The sequence below is a fragment of the Winogradskyella litoriviva genome (assembly GCF_013249065.1).
Classification (GTDB): Bacteria; Bacteroidota; Bacteroidia; order Flavobacteriales; family Flavobacteriaceae; genus Winogradskyella; species Winogradskyella litoriviva.
In genome coordinates, this window is the sequence record NZ_JABRWQ010000004.1 from 459,058 (window position 1) to 474,555 (window position 15,498).

Annotated in this window: 16 protein-coding genes; 2 read left to right on the forward strand and 14 right to left on the reverse strand. The window is 31.2% G+C overall.

What is annotated here, in order from left to right; translation table 11 throughout:
• The first annotated feature begins 70 nt into the window (after positions 1-70).
• The gene (panB, locus tag HNV10_RS11005) at positions 71-889 is read left to right on the forward strand and encodes a 3-methyl-2-oxobutanoate hydroxymethyltransferase (RefSeq protein WP_173301402.1); all 819 of its coding nucleotides are present in this window, start codon (positions 71-73) and stop codon (positions 887-889) included.
• A gap of 85 nt (positions 890-974) precedes the next feature.
• Positions 975-1,676, forward strand: coding sequence for an RluA family pseudouridine synthase (locus HNV10_RS11010; protein WP_173301403.1), 702 nt, complete (start codon positions 975-977; stop codon positions 1,674-1,676).
• Here the strand turns inward: HNV10_RS11010 and HNV10_RS11015 are convergent.
• From HNV10_RS11015 to HNV10_RS11080, 14 genes are all read right to left on the reverse strand, one after another.
• The gene (locus HNV10_RS11015; protein WP_173301404.1) at positions 1,673-2,497 is read right to left on the reverse strand and encodes a sensor histidine kinase; all 825 of its coding nucleotides are present in this window, start codon (positions 2,495-2,497) and stop codon (positions 1,673-1,675) included. The genes HNV10_RS11010 and HNV10_RS11015 overlap by 4 nt on opposite strands.
• Positions 2,498-3,164: 667 nt before the next feature.
• The gene (locus HNV10_RS11020) at positions 3,165-3,677 is read right to left on the reverse strand and encodes a hypothetical protein (RefSeq protein ID WP_173301405.1); all 513 of its coding nucleotides are present in this window, start codon (positions 3,675-3,677) and stop codon (positions 3,165-3,167) included.
• 86 nt (positions 3,678-3,763) lie between these two features.
• Positions 3,764-4,612 carry a 5-oxoprolinase subunit C family protein gene (locus HNV10_RS11025; protein WP_173301406.1) on the reverse strand — a complete coding sequence of 283 codons (849 nt, stop codon included), beginning with the start codon at positions 4,610-4,612 and terminating at the stop codon, positions 3,764-3,766.
• Positions 4,605-5,336 (reverse strand): 5-oxoprolinase subunit PxpB, encoded by a 732-nt coding sequence (gene pxpB, locus HNV10_RS11030; RefSeq protein ID WP_173301407.1) that lies wholly within the window; start codon positions 5,334-5,336, stop codon positions 4,605-4,607. Before pxpB ends, HNV10_RS11025 begins: the two co-directional genes overlap by 8 nt.
• A 6-nt stretch (positions 5,337-5,342) precedes the next feature.
• Positions 5,343-6,083, reverse strand: coding sequence for a 5-oxoprolinase subunit PxpA (gene pxpA / locus HNV10_RS11035; protein WP_173301408.1), 741 nt, complete (start codon positions 6,081-6,083; stop codon positions 5,343-5,345).
• A gap of 1 nt (position 6,084) precedes the next feature.
• Complete coding sequence (locus HNV10_RS11040) at positions 6,085-7,311, reverse strand: Nramp family divalent metal transporter (RefSeq protein ID WP_173301409.1); 1,227 nt, start codon at positions 7,309-7,311, stop codon at positions 6,085-6,087.
• Complete coding sequence (locus HNV10_RS11045; RefSeq protein ID WP_173301410.1) at positions 7,308-8,423, reverse strand: DUF2891 domain-containing protein; 1,116 nt, start codon at positions 8,421-8,423, stop codon at positions 7,308-7,310. The genes HNV10_RS11040 and HNV10_RS11045 overlap by 4 nt, the downstream gene beginning before the upstream one ends.
• A gap of 144 nt (positions 8,424-8,567) precedes the next feature.
• Positions 8,568-10,025, reverse strand: a complete 1,458-nt coding sequence (locus HNV10_RS11050) for a hypothetical protein (RefSeq protein WP_173301411.1) — start codon at positions 10,023-10,025, stop codon at positions 8,568-8,570.
• Positions 10,022-10,576, reverse strand: coding sequence for an RNA polymerase sigma factor (locus tag HNV10_RS11055; RefSeq protein WP_173301412.1), 555 nt, complete (start codon positions 10,574-10,576; stop codon positions 10,022-10,024). The genes HNV10_RS11050 and HNV10_RS11055 overlap by 4 nt, the downstream gene beginning before the upstream one ends.
• Before the next feature lie 118 nt (positions 10,577-10,694).
• On the reverse strand, positions 10,695-11,972 hold the full coding sequence (locus HNV10_RS11060; protein WP_173301413.1) for an LVIVD repeat-containing protein: 1,278 nt from the start codon (positions 11,970-11,972) through the stop codon (positions 10,695-10,697).
• Positions 11,973-12,032: 60 nt separating this feature from the next.
• Positions 12,033-13,571, reverse strand: coding sequence for a YifB family Mg chelatase-like AAA ATPase (locus tag HNV10_RS11065; RefSeq protein WP_173301414.1), 1,539 nt, complete (start codon positions 13,569-13,571; stop codon positions 12,033-12,035).
• A gap of 75 nt (positions 13,572-13,646) precedes the next feature.
• Entirely contained in the window at positions 13,647-13,970 is a 324-nt protein-coding gene (locus tag HNV10_RS11070; protein WP_173301415.1) for a hypothetical protein, read from the reverse strand.
• A gap of 2 nt (positions 13,971-13,972) precedes the next feature.
• A complete protein-coding gene (locus tag HNV10_RS11075; RefSeq protein ID WP_173301416.1) occupies positions 13,973-14,476 on the reverse strand; it encodes a hypothetical protein in 504 nt (167 codons plus the stop codon).
• 44 nt (positions 14,477-14,520) lie between these two features.
• Complete coding sequence (locus tag HNV10_RS11080; RefSeq protein ID WP_173301417.1) at positions 14,521-15,483, reverse strand: YheT family hydrolase; 963 nt, start codon at positions 15,481-15,483, stop codon at positions 14,521-14,523.
• Positions 15,484-15,498: the final 15 nt, after the last annotated feature.

The window sequence follows — 15,498 nt, forward strand, 5'->3', positions numbered from 1 at the left end:
TTTTTTGTAGGCCTAATTAATCATTAGTTTAACAAATCTCTTTATTTTTACGCTAATTAATAAAATAACAATGTCAACAGCAAAAAAAGAATATAAAAGAATTACCGTTAAAACTTTAGTCGATATGAAGTCTAAAGGCGAAAAAATATCAATGCTAACGGCTTACGATTATACAATGGCAAAAATCGTTGATGGTTCGGGAATTGATGTCATCTTAGTTGGTGATTCTGCAAGTAATGTTATGGCTGGCCACGAAACCACACTGCCTATTACATTAGATCAAATGATTTACCATGCATCTTCTGTGGTTAGAGCAATTAATCGTGCGTTAGTTGTTGTCGATTTACCTTTTGGAAGCTACCAGAGTGATCCAAAAGAAGCTTTGCGCTCTGCGATTAGAATAATGAAAGAATCTAGAGGACATGCTGTTAAATTAGAAGGTGGTAAAGAAATAAAAGAATCTATAAAACGAATTCTTCATGCCGGAATTCCTGTAATGGGACATTTAGGTTTAACACCACAATCTATATATAAATTTGGCACATACACTGTAAGAGCTAAAGAAGAGGAAGAAGCTAAACGATTAAAACAAGATGCTTTAATGCTAGAAAGAATAGGTTGTTTTGCCATTGTACTAGAAAAAATACCAGCCGCATTAGCTAAAGAAGTAGCAGAAAGTGTTTCAATCCCTGTAATTGGTATTGGAGCTGGTAATGGCGTTGACGGACAAGTTTTAGTTTTACACGATATGCTTGGTATGACGCACGAATTTAATCCAAGATTTTTACGACGTTACATGAATCTTTATGAGGATATGACAAAGGCTATAGGACAATATGTTGAGGATGTAAAATCTGTAGATTTCCCAAGTGATAAAGAGCAGTATTAATTAGCTCTAATAATATCTCAAAGCGGAAAACAGGCACTTATAATTTGCCTATAATATTTTGTTTTAGCAATGCTACAATCTAAACATGTCTAAAGTTTTATCTCATAAAAACAATCTTCAAGTCCTTCACGAAGACAACCACATTATTGTTATAAACAAGCGTGCAGGTGATATTGTACAAGGTGATAAAACTGGAGACAAACCATTAAGTGAAGTTGTAAAGTCTTATTTAAAAGATAAATACAATAAAGAAGGAAATGTATATTTGGGTGTTGTTCATCGATTAGACAGACCAACTACAGGTATTGTTCTTTTTTCCAAAACAAGTAAAGCATTACCTAGACTGAATAAACTGTTCGCGGAGAAAACTGCAAAAAAAACATATTGGGCTTTAGTAAAAAACCAACCACCAAAAACGAGTGATACTTTAATACATTGGCTAAAAAAGAATCCTAAAAACAATAAATCTACAGCTTATATCAAAGAAATTGAAGGCAGTAAAAAAGCGATTCTGCATTATAAAACAATTAAAACATTAGATAATTTCTACCTTTTAGAAATAGATTTAGAAACAGGAAGACATCATCAAATTAGAGCACAATTATCTTCTATTGGTTGCCCAATTAAAGGCGATTTAAAATATGGATTTAATAGAAGTAATAAGGACGCAAGCATAAGTTTACATGCAAGAACATTGCGTTTTATTCATCCTGTAAAAAAAGAAGAAATTATAATCACTGCTCCTTTACCAAGCGATCCTCTATGGAATGCCTGTAATAATATTTAAGCGCTTTTATAAGGGTATTTTAAAGTTAAAATAGTGCCTTTGCCTGCTCTAGATTCTAATTGAAAATCTGCATTTAATAATTCAGCACGTTTTTCCATATTTATTAAACCAGAGCTTTTTTCTGCAGTTTTAATATTAAAACCAATTCCATTGTCTTCTGCAGTAATACTTAAGACTTTTTCTTGATAATCGATAGTGATTTTTAATTGGTCTGCTTCGGCATATTTTAAGGTATTAGAGAAAAACTCTTGAAGTATTCGAAATAATATAATTTCGTCCTTTTTATTTTCAAAATCAACCTTCTCACCTATTATAGATACACTTGCCTCTAATAATCCAGTTTTATTTAAACGATGTATTTCATTTTTAACAGTTTTTTGAAAACCCAAATTAAAAATAACGTCGCTATTTAAAGACTTAGACAAAGCTCTCACTTCATCTAAAGTACTTTTTAAAGTTTCGGCTGCATTACTAACTTTAGTTTTAGCATCATTATCAACCACTTTTACAGCAGCATTCATTTGCATTGTAGACATAACCAACATTTGCCCTATATTATCGTGTAATTCTCTACCAATGTGTTTTATAGTTTCATCTTGAATTTCTTGTTGAGTTTTAATAAGCTCTTCATCAAATTTTTGCTGTTGTTTAACTTGGTTAATCAATAATTGGTTTTTTCGTTTCTGAAACACAACAAAAAACAACACAAAAGCCGTAACCAATGTTAACGTAATAAAAATAACATAAGAAATTAATGCTATTTCTTCGTTACTAATTGTTTTCTGATATGCAGAGGATAAAGAAATCCAAAAGTATAACATGAGTATAATAATATATTTGCGATAAACAGGTAAAAATATCTAAAATCTAAAAAATCTTTATTGATTGCGTACAAATAGCCATCAAAAATAAATAAAGGACTTACACATAAAAACCATAATAAAATACCTGTACTCAAATAGAAAATTGGTGACTTATAGAAATACAATATTTTATCACTGTTTAACAATTCAAAATAATAGAGCATTACAAAAATAAAAACGGCAAATGTTTGCATTAAAAAATCATATGGTAATGACATTTTAAAAAAATTGCCACTAATAGCAAAATACAATATCGTTGAACAACTAATAAAAACAACTACAAAAACGATAATTTTTTGAGAAACTTTACTTTTGAGTATCCTATTAAAAAAAAGACCCAAAAAAAATATTGTTGAAAAATTATAAATATTATAAAGCCAAGTATTTCTACATAACTCACTATTTTTTATCCAAATAAAAATTTCATTATCGTAATTATTTAGCAAGATGTAACCATACATTCCAAAAGTTTCAACAAAAACAATTACCCAGAGAAACCAAATAAAAGGTTGAACTCTGTTGTCTTTTGTCTTTAAATAGTAGAACGAACCCGACAAAGCCGCAATAAGCTCCATGAGATGAAAAACAAAATCATCAAAACCCATTAATAAACGTTTAAAATACTTTATTGCGGATAATTTGCTCCTGGTGGTTTTCCGTGACCGCCATTATTTAATCCGTCAGAATTAGTTAAATCTCCTCCACCTCCTTGAAATGAAAAGATACTTCCTTTAGATTTTGCATCATATCCTGTTGGTACAAAAAGCAATGTTGTTAAACCAGGAATAGAATCTACAGTTGGATGTGCACCAATATATAGACGTAATCCATCCATAGTTTTCTGATTATCTGCAGCTTGCTGTTTTGCGTACGCTATATAATCTTCTATAACCTCTAATTTAAACCAAGACGATCTATTATCTTCAATTTTAAGAGGGTTAAATAATGAATCATTTATAAGTTTATATCTTTCATTATAAGCTTGAGTCATTGTTTTAATTTTCGCTGGAGATATTATACCAGATGGAGGCTTAACCATTGGAGGTTCTTCAATCGTTCTTAAATCATTCTGAGTATAAAAATACATAACGGTAGCACCCAAAATGATACCTAGGACAAGTAATACAAAATTTTTCATATTTATCTAAATTTAGTTAATAGCTAATGTAAATTATTGATTTTATTTAACATATGGAATTTTTAATCAAAGGTTTTCTTACAATTTTAACCTTTTAGCCTGATTCTTAAAGCATTACCAGTAGCTTTCTGACTTAAGACATTCACAGAGTTTTCTGTTAATTGAAAAATTCTTGGATATCCACCTGTTGTTTGACAATCTCTCATTAAAACAATCAGCTGACCAGATGGTGTTAATTGAACCGTTCCTGGCAAAACTGGCGCTGTTAAAATTGGTGCTAAATTATTTTTAAACTCAGGTATTAATTGATATGCCATTCGATTATTGTATTTAGAAATCTTAAAATCTTGTTTACATATCAATAGTTGTTGTTCTTTTGATAAATTATGAAACTCTGGACCTCTGCTGGCTTCTAAAATATCAGTTTTAAAATGTGAAGAATTATATTTGAGCTTTGCGTTTTTTTGATTGACAATATTAGAAGAACTTGAGTACTCTATAATATCATTTTTAGCAATTTTTACAGTTGTTGTAATCTCTTTTGCCATGCTTCTACTTCCTAATACAAAATCTGACAACAATCCACCTTTTACGGCAAGATACGTTCTAAATCCACCTTCAGCATGTCTAAAAGAAATAATGTCATTAGCCTTAACTAAAATTGATTTAAACATTTCAATGGCATTTCCGTTTAACACTGGTCGCATATTTGCACCTGTAATGACAATTGTGGTAGGTTTTAAAAATTGAAGTTCAGCACCAATCATAGTCATCTCTAAAACAGCACAATCTATATCATTCCCTAAAAGTCTGTTTGCAAATTCACCTGAATAACTATCCATAACACCAGAAACAGGCACACCAAAATTACGATATCCATAACGTCCTTGATCTTGCACTGTAGAGTAAAATCCTGCTTTTAATACTTTAATCATTAATTAAAAGTGTTTTTGCATCAAACCTTGAATGTGCTATTTCATTTTGAATTTCTAAATATTTAGATTTTGAAATAGCATGAAACTTTACTTTATCACCAGCTTTAATATAACAAGGTGGATTCTGTTTTGGGTTAAATAATTCTATAGGAGAATTACCAATAATATGCCATCCTCCAGGACTGTCTTGAGGGTAAATTCCTGTTTGTTCTCCACCTATCGCAACCGAGCCTTTTTTAACGTTAAGATTAGGTGTTTCTTTACGATTTAAATGTAAGCTAGAATCAAGTCCACCCAAGTATAAAAATCCAGGTAAAAATCCGATAAAAAAAACAGTATAAATAGGTGCCGTGTGACGCTTAATAATTTCAAGTTTTGAAAGCTTTTTTTCTCTAGAATATTTCTCTAAATCTACACCAAATTCAGCATCATAACACACAGGAATTTTAAAAGTAAGAGATTCTAAATAGTTAGTTTCTAACAAGCCTAGATATAATTGTTTTAAGTCTATAAACCTATCATTGACATTATCAATAGTAAAATCATAAATTACTAATAATGAATTATATCCAGTTATTATCTCAACAATTAATTTACTATAATTAAGTTGGATTTTATTTTTAAAATTCAGTATATCTTTTAACATAAAATCATCAATAATCGCTGGCCATTCTATTAAAATAGAACGTTCACTATACTGCGAATATCGAAGTTTATATTCCAAAAAAAGTTATCGAATTTTAATATTATTAATTTCTAAATTAGTCGCTAAATAGCTTAAAATTTCTAGTGCATTTTCGGTGTCACCATGTACGCAAATCGTTGTTGCTTTTAACATCACATCTACTCTATTTATAGACGTTATTTTTTGATGTTTTATAATACCTAAAACATGATTCAAAGCTGCTTCTTTTGAATGCAATATAGCATTGCTTTTTTGACGTGAAACCAAAGACAAATCATCATTGTAATTTCGGTCTGCAAAAGCCTCATAAGCCACTTTAATCCCTTCCCTTTTTGCCTGTTTTGCTATTACAGAATTAAAAGGTGCATATAACTTTATAGGTAAAGCTAATTCTTTAACTACATCAATAATCACTTTTGCTGTAACTTTATCTTTTGCCGCCAAATTATATAATGCTCCATGAGGCTTAATATGATGCAAGAGCAAACCTTCTGTTTCAACAATTGATTTTAATTTTAAAACTTGACACAATAGACTTTTAAACAATGTATTGTCTGACATTTCCATAATATGTCTGCCAAAATTATCTTTATCAGGAAAAGAAGGATGCGCTCCTATTTTAACCTTGTATTGTTTTGCAAGTTTAATGGTATTAATCATGCTTACCTCATCGCCTACATGTCCACCACAAGCTATATTACAAGAAGATAGAAATGGCATTAAATCGTTTTCATTCCCAATTCCCTCTCCAACATCCGCATTTATATCAATGGTATAATTATCCATATTACAACAAATTAAACACGCTTAATATCCCTTTTAAGCCTAAAAAGATTGTGATTACTAAAATAATAAGCCCTAAGAGATTCTGAAGTTTAGTATTTTTATAAGTTCCTAAAACTGATGATTTATTCATTATCCAAAGTAAAAAACCAGCTATAATAGGCAGTAATAAGCCATTTGCTACTTGTGCAAATTGTATAATCTCAATAGATTTAAAACCACTACTAGAAAAAATAACACCTAATAACACAATTGATATCCAAACCGCTTTAAATTTTTTAGATTTTAAATCAGCATCCCAACCCAAGCAACCACTCGTTACAAAGGACGCAGCTAAAGGAGCTGTAATTGCACTTGTTATTCCGGCTGCAAATAATCCTATTGCTAAAAAGTATTTTGCAAAACGACCAAACAACGGTTCTAATCCTAATGCTAAATCCGACGCATTTTCAATAGTTTCTTTCTGTATAGCTGAGGCTGCAATGATGATACACATTGAAACAATTCCTCCTAAAACAACAGCAACTAAAGTATCCTTTTTAGCGAGTTTTAAATCTGTCTTGTCACTCCACTTTGTTTTTGCCAAAGAAGCATGCAAAAAAATATTATATGGCACTACCGTTGTGCCTATAAGAGCTATAACAGATAAAACACTACCAACAGGTGCTTTAGGGATAAAAACACCTTTAACAATTTCTATAAAATTAGGTTTGGTAATAATAGCTGTAGCTATAAATGCAAAACTCATTAATATCACTAAAAACACGAAGATTTTTTCTAGCATTTTATAACTTCCTATGTAAAGTAAAATAAAGGCTATTGCTCCAATAATTAAACTCATCACATTGAGTTTTAGGCGTCCTATTTCCCACACTATACTGCCAACAATAGCTTCCACACCTAAGGCGCCTCCACTAATGTTTCCGGCTTCGTATGCAGCATTTCCAATTACAATTGCACTTAGTATTAGTAAAATTGCCAACACCTTAACAACAGGATGTTTTATTTCTTCTCTAATAATTTCAGACAATCCTTTTTGAGCCACTATACCTAATCTAGCTGCCATTTCTTGTAATACAATAGTTGCAAAAATAGACAATGCCATAGCCCACAAAAGAGCATAGCCAAAATTAACACCTGCTAAAGTGCAAACTGTTACTGTACCAGGACCAATAAATGCAGCAGCAATTAATGGACCTGGACCAATATTTTTAAAAAACTTTGTTATCATTTACCAATGGAATTCAATGCATAAATAGCAAAACTCCCTAACCAATGACCACCTTCATAACTATCACCAACAATACTTGGTAAAGAATAATTGATGTGTTTATTAGCTAAGTTTTTTAAATGTTTAAACTCAGGTAAATCTTGTGCTATATAATTTAAGCTCCATGCTCTAGAAAAATTTACGCCATCTAGATGTACTAGCTTGCCATCGGTTCTGTCTGAAACTTCGCCTACCGACCAATCAAAAGTTTCATCATTTAGTTCTGGTAAAAAATCGTTAATCCATACATTAAAATCAGCATGGTCTAAGACGCGCTTCATTAAAGCAGCCTCCTCCAAACAAGGAGATAGAAAATCGAAGCCACTTGGCTCCCATTCTATCGGACAATTTTGGTCATCTTCAAAAAAATATTTTGCACGTTTTGTTATTAACATAGCCAATTCTTCATTATTAACAGTTATAGCATAATCATACGCAAAACTCATCCCAAAAGCTGTATTAGGATGTTCACCAACACGAATAGGATATTTTAATTTTGGTAAAAACTCAATATACTTCCCAACAATTAAATCTGTTAATGGCTGTAAGTTAGCTTCTAACTCTTTAGCAACTGCACTATCCCAAGTATGTAACTCTTCGGCTAGTTTTAACAACCAAGCCCAACCGTATGTTCTTTCGAAAGACTTATTGTGTTCACCCTTAAAATACAACAATTCCTGAGTTATGTTTTCTTTTGAAATATTATACAGAAGCTTTTGTTGTATTTCAGCTTTATTCTCCAAATTTGGAAACTGTTTTAAAAGCGACACTAAACTCCAATGCCCATGAACAGCAGAATGCCAATCGAAACATCCATAAAACGCAGGATGTAGTTGGCTAGGTGTTTTTAAATCAGATACATTACCAATGGTTTGATTGAGTTTATTTGGATATTCTGTATTAATACAGTTAATAGGTAATTGTGCTAAATGATTTGCTTGTTGTAGGTTTAAAACCGGAACCTCAACAGCCTCTACAATAGCACTATCTTTTAATTTGCCTTTTTTTTCCTCAGATGTGTTACAACTTAATAATATGAATGTAAGAATAAAAATAATACAGTATTTGGTCATAAAAATAGCTTTAGTATCTAGTAAAAATACAATAATATACTAGATGACAATTAATATGAAAACCAAAGTAAGAAATATAACTCTAGAACATATTTGCTACAGCGTAACCTGTTATTTTCAAAACTGAATAAGGTATTTTTAAATTTAAAACTTATATCGCAATCCAAACAATGCTCTAAATTGGGTGTTTTTAAAGGATTGGTTGATATTATCTACTGGTTTTTCGAAATAATTATAACTAGGCTCTAAAAACAGAATTGTTTTTTTCGCCAAGCTATACGAAATAGTAGAGTTCATTGTTGCTCCAAAAATGGTGCTATTTGCACCTAAACTCTCTCCTATCCGTTCATTATCAATAAAAACTCTATTATCTGTTAAAAAATTTACATTGCCACCAAAACCAACTGATAAATCAATTTTTTTAGCCTTCAATAAATTATATGAAAATTCTAAAGGCACCTGAACATATCCAAATTGCTGCTGTAAAGTACCCTCTTCTGAAAATCCTTCTATTGTAGACGTATCGTTAAAAGACGTCTCTGTTAATAAAAATAATATGTCCGGATTATTTACAATACTAAGAGCATTACCTCCTGAAAAAGAAACACTTGTACTTGTGTAGTTAATATTACTTATTTTTTGACCTAATATATTCTTACCAATCCCAGATTTTACAACAAGTCTATTTGATAAAGCATAACCGACCTTTAGAGCATATACAAAGTCATTTTGAGATGCTGTATTTATTGATGTATTCTGAATAGACGACTCAGAACTAGTATTCGCCAAACCTCCCAAAACTTCTACGGACCATTTTAAGTTCTTATTTACAGCTTGCGTACTATCATTTACATTTTCGTTTTCAGCTATAATTGCAGTACTTAAATCTAAAACACCTGTATTATTAACCTTACTTGCAGAATCATTACTCACAATTATTTTTTCTTTCTTAAATTTAATTAGAGCTTTATTCTTTATTTCTAATTCGTTATTAATCTTGTCATCCGCTTCTTTAATAACATTTTTATTTATTGCGTTTTTAGAATATTTGTTAGTGAACTTGTAGATTTCATTAACATCGTTTCCATTTTTTAAATCAAGCACATTCTTTAATTCTCCGGTATTATCTTCTTCGATTTGCAATAATTGATTATTAGTGCTAGTAAGTTGATTTTGATTTTTATTAAATTTTGATTTTTTATTTCCCTCTGTTAATAGCCTCTTAAACTTTTCATTACTTAATGTTTCTTTCTCAACGCTAAGTTGCTCTGTTAAAGAATCCTTATTAGTATTATTATATGTTGTACTTACCGCAGTTTTAATTGTTTCTTGATTTGATCTAATAGGTTCTTCACTCTCAATAGATTGTTCTACATCTGTAATTATGTTTATAGAATTACGATCATTTTCAAACAAATTTGTAAAAAAATACCCAATAAAAAGAACTAATACCGCAGCTGAAGAACCCCAAAAAATCAATAAACGCCTTTTCTTTTTTTCAGGATGTAGTTTAGCCTCAATATTATCCCACAACTCCTCAGGAGGTGCTTTGGAGAACCCTTCTAGTTCGCTATATAAATCTTCTATATCATCTTTCTTCATGATGCGTTCTTATTTAATTCTTCATTAATTTTTGTCCTCAGCATACTTTTAGCCCTACTTAACAAGGATTTTGAGGTTCCTGCTGCCATATTTAATTTATTAGCTATAGCTTTATGACTATAACCTTCAAAAACATAGAGGTTAAATATCATTCTGTAATTATCTGGTAATTGCTGTATATGCTTTAAAAGCTTATCGTGAGAGACCATAAGACAAGGCTCTTCTATTTTGTCCTCCACAGAATTGTTTAGGTTAGAATTTTCAATTGCTACGTGTAATCGACGTTGTTTTTTTCTTAAAACCTCTAAAGCTTCATTTACAAAAATACGTTTTGCCCAACCTTCAAAACTTCCTTCAAATTTATATTGATTTATCTTTTGAAACAGAATAATAAAGGCGTCTTGAAAAACATCGTCTGCCTCTGTTTTATTCTTCATATATTTTAGACAAATTCCGTACAATACTGGAGATAGTAACGTATATAATTCACGTTGCCCTTTCCTATCATTCTTAACACATTTTTTAATGATTATTTGTAGTTCTTTATCCAAATTGATACTAATCTATAGACTTATGATGATTTTTAAATTATAATTCACATAATTAAACTACTGAAGATATTAGCTAATATAAAGGCGATATACCTTTTAAATTTAATGTTACTTTATTTTAGAACTGAATTGTACTAATCAGCTCTAAACCAAAGTTATCAACATAATTATATTGATAAATAACATTTTCTCCTACTGCAATTAAGTGAGATGGTAATGGTATTACATCTTTAGTTGTAGATTCATAAGTGTTTTCTAAAACTATTTGGTTTGGGTTTTGAGCATTAAAAACATTTAGACCATCGTCATTACACACATATAATATCTGATCTTTTATCCCTAAACCATATGGACTAGATAAAAAGTAAGTAGAATGTTCTGTAGGCATAGTTATATCTGTAATATCGATTACATTAATTTGATCTTCTATTGCACCACATGGATTTCCTCCTCTTATGGTTATATAAGCAGTATAATCTTCTGCAACTACAGGATCACAGCCTGTACCATGCGTAAAAGATGACAAATAAGTTGGATTTAGCTCATCTACCAAACTAACAATATGCATACCATCAGTTGCACCAATAAATAAATTTTCTTTTAGAATAAAGGTAGTTTCTAACACACCACCAAACCAGCCACCTAGCCAAGTCTCAGATACTAGAGAAATAGAATTATAATCAGAAATATCAAAAGTATTTAACTTATAATCATCTAACGTGTATAATGCGTCATTAAAAATCTGAAACTTTGCATAAGATCCTCCTGTACCAATATTTACACCTGCATTAAATGCAAGAGCATCACTTTCAAAAATTGAAATTGTACTCCAGTAAATCTCTAAATCATTCTCCACCTCAGCTCTTTCCATATAAACTGTAGTATATTCTGATATAAACTCATTCTCGTTTGACGGGTAAGTATTATACTGATAATACATAGAATCTTCTGGAAATTCAGGGTTAAACAATAACATATCCTCCTCCACATTAACAATTTGTATATCAGTTATATTACTAATATCAAACACTACTAAATCCATAAAATTGTCTGCATACAGAATATCATTTTTTATAGAAATATCATGCACGCCTTCTAATTGTATAAAGGCAATATTTTGTGGAGATACAGGGTTTTGATTATTAAATACGTGAATTCCAGAATTCTGAGCGATATAAAAAAGGAAATCATCATAGACATATATTTTACCATCAGAATTTGTAGGTTGAGCACTCATTATCGCAATTGAGTTACGCACTTCTGTTTTAGACTTAACAACAGGCACTGTTACAGCAACAGGATCTATAAGCTCGTTATTATCGTCATCTGTATTACAATTTGTGAGTTGTAAACATAAAATTACAACTAGTACTAAGGGTAAAATTTTGTTTTTCATGATTATTGTTTATTAATAAGATGAAAAAAACACAAAAGGTTGCAGTAAATTGAAAAAAAATTAACCCAACCAACCTTCTCTATCTAAACTTCTGTATTGTATCGCTTCACTAATGTGGCTTCCCAAAATATCTTTAGACCCTTCTAAATCTGCAATTGTACGCGAAACTTTAAGAATTCTATCGTATGCTCTTGCGGATAAATTTAGGCGTTCCATAGCTGATTTTAATAATTGAAGAGACGTTTCTTCTAATTTACAATATTTTCTAATTTGTTTAGTATTCATTTGCGCATTGTAATGAATATTTTCTAAATCCTTAAAACGTTCCGTTTGTTTTTCTCTAGCTTTAGTAACTCGTTTTCTTATGTCCACTGAAGACTCTGCATACTGTTCATCTGCTAGTTTTTCAAATGGTACAGGCGTTACTTCTATATGGATATCAATACGATCTAATAACGGCCCAGAAATTTTACCCATATAACGTTGCATTTCCGCAGGAGAAGAGGTTATCGGTGCATCTGGATCATTAAAATAACCACTAGGACTTGGATTCATGCTTGCCACTAACATGAATGACGATGGATAAGTAACCGTGAATTTTGCTCTAGAAATAGTGACTTCCCTATCTTCTAAAGGTTGACGCATTACTTCCAAGACTTCGCGTTTAAATTCTGGTAATTCATCTAAAAACAAAACACCATTATGAGATAAGGAGATTTCACCTGGTTGCGGATAACTTCCACCTCCAACAAGTGCTACGTTGCTTATTGTGTGGTGAGGACTTCTAAATGGACGTTGTGCCATTAGCCCTGCATGTGCTTTTACGCGACCAACAACAGAATGAATCTTAGTGGTTTCTAACGCCTCATGTAAGGTCATTGGTGGCAAAATACTTGGTAATCGTTTTGCTAGCATCGTTTTACCAGAACCTGGTGGACCAATTAAAATAATATTATGTCCTCCTGCGGCTGCAATTTCCATACAACGCTTTATAGATTCTTGCCCTTTTACATCTGCAAAATCAAATTCTGGGAAATCGAGATTTTTATAAAATTCTTCTCTAGTATTAATGATAGTTTGCTCCAAAGGTTCACCATTATCAAAATGATTAATGACCTGCATAATGTTCTCTACACCAAAAACCTTTAAATCATCAACTATCGCGGCTTCTTTTGCATTCTGAATTGGTAGAATAATATGTTTAAAACCTTCTTCTCTTGCTTTAACTGCTATTGGCAAAGCACCTTTAAATGGCTGTAAGCTTCCATCTAAGGATAATTCTCCCATAATAAGGTAATCCTCTAAATTTTCAGCTTTAATTTGATTTGATGCGGACAAAATTCCTATAGCTAAAGTCAAATCATACGCAGAACCTTCTTTACGCAAATCGGCAGGTGCCATATTAATAGTAATCTTTTTACCTGGAATTCTGTAACCGTTATTCTGAAGTGCTGCTGCTATTCTGTAATTACTTTCTTTGATAGCATTATCTGGAAGTCCGACTAAATGATAACCAACACCTTTATCTACATTAACTTCAACAGTGATGGTTGAAGCTTCCACACCAAAAACGGCACTGGCAAAAACTTTTTTAAGCATGAATTGTTATTTCTTTAAAAATAGAAATAATTCGTTTATAAAAAAATTGAAATACAGAAATTACCTGATAACCAGTTAAATCACAACAGTAATTACCGTATTGACGATAGTTTTAATAATTTTATTTTTTAAATGACCCAATCGTAGTTTTGAAACACCAGCTTGATAAAGTGCGTTTAAAATTAATAAATCTTTTTGGCTTCCTAACAACCATTTATAATCCTCAACAGTTAATTCTCCTGCTTGTAATAACTTTGTCCAACGTTCTAGTTTAACTTTAGACAACGTTAAAAATGCCTCGACGTCTGCTTTAGTTTCTTTTTTATAATCACCATAACTCTCACCTAAAACCAACAGTAATTCTTCTTTTAATAGTTTTAATAATTCTTCTATATCCATAATTAATCAATGCTTAAAAAGTTAAGAATATTGGTCTCGTTAGTTTTATTTTTATTGGCTTCATACTTAATTATAAGATCTATAGCTTCTGAAACCTGAATTTTTGCCTCATTTATAAAAACCTGAGACAATTGATTTTTTTCTTTCCAACGCTTTAGAAATCCTGTTAATAAATTACGGTCTTTATTAGCTATAGTTTTCCACATAGCATAACTGACTTCATTGTCTGGCTTGTTCTTTTCGTACTCTACCATTTTCTGAAGATCTAATTGAAGTGTCTCCACATCTGACTCATGCTCAGTGTAAAGAGCTAAAGCTTCATCCATTAAATTAAGACTTTCCACTTTAATAGAAATGGCTTGTTGATAAGAATATTGGTCAAAGACGGCTGTTTTTAAGCTATTGCAAGACACTAATACCATTGCTATGAAAGCAATTCCTAAAATAGACTTTACAGAAAAGGATTTCAATACAATTTTGTTTTGAAATGATTTGAGGTGTTTCATGTTAATTGATTTATATGATTTTAAAGTTATGAAAAGATTTTTACTCAAAGAAGCCCATTCACAAAATCCAAAGCCCGTTTTTCGTTATAATACACATTGTTTTTTCCTATAAACCCAACATGCCCTCCATATTTTGGCATTTCTAAAAAGAGATTTGAATTCTGTTTAGCTTCTTTTACAGGATAACATTCTGCCGATAAAAACGAATCATTAAGGGCATTAATTATTAGTGACGGCACCTTAACATTTGGCAGAAATTGTAAACAACTGGCTTTCTCATAATAATCAAAAGCATCCTTAAAACCATGCGCTTTTGAGGTGTATACATGGTCAAAATCAATTAAAGTCTTAATTGACTTTAAATCCGTAACTGATATACTATTAGGAAATTGTACTAATTTAGGTTTCAATTTATCTTTTAAATGTTCTAAAAACCGAATAGCATAATGCTTATTCTTTAAACTTAGTAATTCGTCACAAGAGCCTTTTAAATCACAAGGTGTAGAAATGGCTATTACTGCTTTCAACTCACTTGGTAAATCATTTCCTTCTCCAACATATTTTAAAACCATATTAGCACCAAGACTAATGCCTTTTATATATATTTCATCATAAATACCTTTTGACAAAACATGCTTTATAACAGCATCTAAATCTTCTGTGGCACCAGAATGGTAACTCCTAAATAACAAATTAGGTTCACCACTGCAGCCTCTAAAATTTACACCAACTGCATCAATACCATTATCATTAAAGAGTTTTGCAGTGCCTTTTATATATGGTCGTTGCGCACTACCCTCTAACCCATGTAATAGAATAATCGCTTTATTTGATTTTTGTTCCGCATAACTCCAGTCTAAATCAATAAAATCAGTATCTGGTAACGTTATTCGTTCTCTAGTTTGCTCAATACCTTCAACTTTTCTTGCTAAACCCGAGAATACGGTTGAGACAAAACTTGTCTTTGCCCAAAATGGTGGTTTGTAGGTTGATTCTATTACTGGCATAAATAAGCCCCTTTA

Excerpts from the sequence above, each read along its gene's own strand:
- HNV10_RS11060 (WP_173301413.1), bottom strand. The coding sequence starts at position 11,972 with ATGAAAAACAAAATTTTACCCTTAGTACTAGTTGTAATTTTATGTTTA.
- HNV10_RS11045 (WP_173301410.1), bottom strand. The coding sequence starts at position 8,423 with ATGACCAAATACTGTATTATTTTTATTCTTACATTCATATTATTAAGT.
- HNV10_RS11075 (WP_173301416.1), bottom strand. The coding sequence starts at position 14,476 with ATGAAACACCTCAAATCATTTCAAAACAAAATTGTATTGAAATCCTTT.
- HNV10_RS11025 (WP_173301406.1), bottom strand. The coding sequence starts at position 4,612 with ATGATTAAAGTATTAAAAGCAGGATTTTACTCTACAGTGCAAGATCAA.
- pxpA (WP_173301408.1), bottom strand. The coding sequence starts at position 6,083 with ATGGATAATTATACCATTGATATAAATGCGGATGTTGGAGAGGGAATT.
- HNV10_RS11065 (WP_173301414.1), bottom strand. The coding sequence starts at position 13,571 with ATGCTTAAAAAAGTTTTTGCCAGTGCCGTTTTTGGTGTGGAAGCTTCA.
- HNV10_RS11040 (WP_173301409.1), bottom strand. The coding sequence starts at position 7,311 with ATGATAACAAAGTTTTTTAAAAATATTGGTCCAGGTCCATTAATTGCT.
- HNV10_RS11020 (WP_173301405.1), bottom strand. The coding sequence starts at position 3,677 with ATGAAAAATTTTGTATTACTTGTCCTAGGTATCATTTTGGGTGCTACC.
- panB (WP_173301402.1), top strand. The coding sequence starts at position 71 with ATGTCAACAGCAAAAAAAGAATATAAAAGAATTACCGTTAAAACTTTA.
- HNV10_RS11080 (WP_173301417.1), bottom strand. The coding sequence starts at position 15,483 with ATGCCAGTAATAGAATCAACCTACAAACCACCATTTTGGGCAAAGACA.
- HNV10_RS11070 (WP_173301415.1), bottom strand. The coding sequence starts at position 13,970 with ATGGATATAGAAGAATTATTAAAACTATTAAAAGAAGAATTACTGTTG.
- HNV10_RS11050 (WP_173301411.1), bottom strand. The coding sequence starts at position 10,025 with ATGAAGAAAGATGATATAGAAGATTTATATAGCGAACTAGAAGGGTTC.
- HNV10_RS11015 (WP_173301404.1), bottom strand. The coding sequence starts at position 2,497 with ATGTTATACTTTTGGATTTCTTTATCCTCTGCATATCAGAAAACAATT.
- HNV10_RS11010 (WP_173301403.1), top strand. The coding sequence starts at position 975 with ATGTCTAAAGTTTTATCTCATAAAAACAATCTTCAAGTCCTTCACGAA.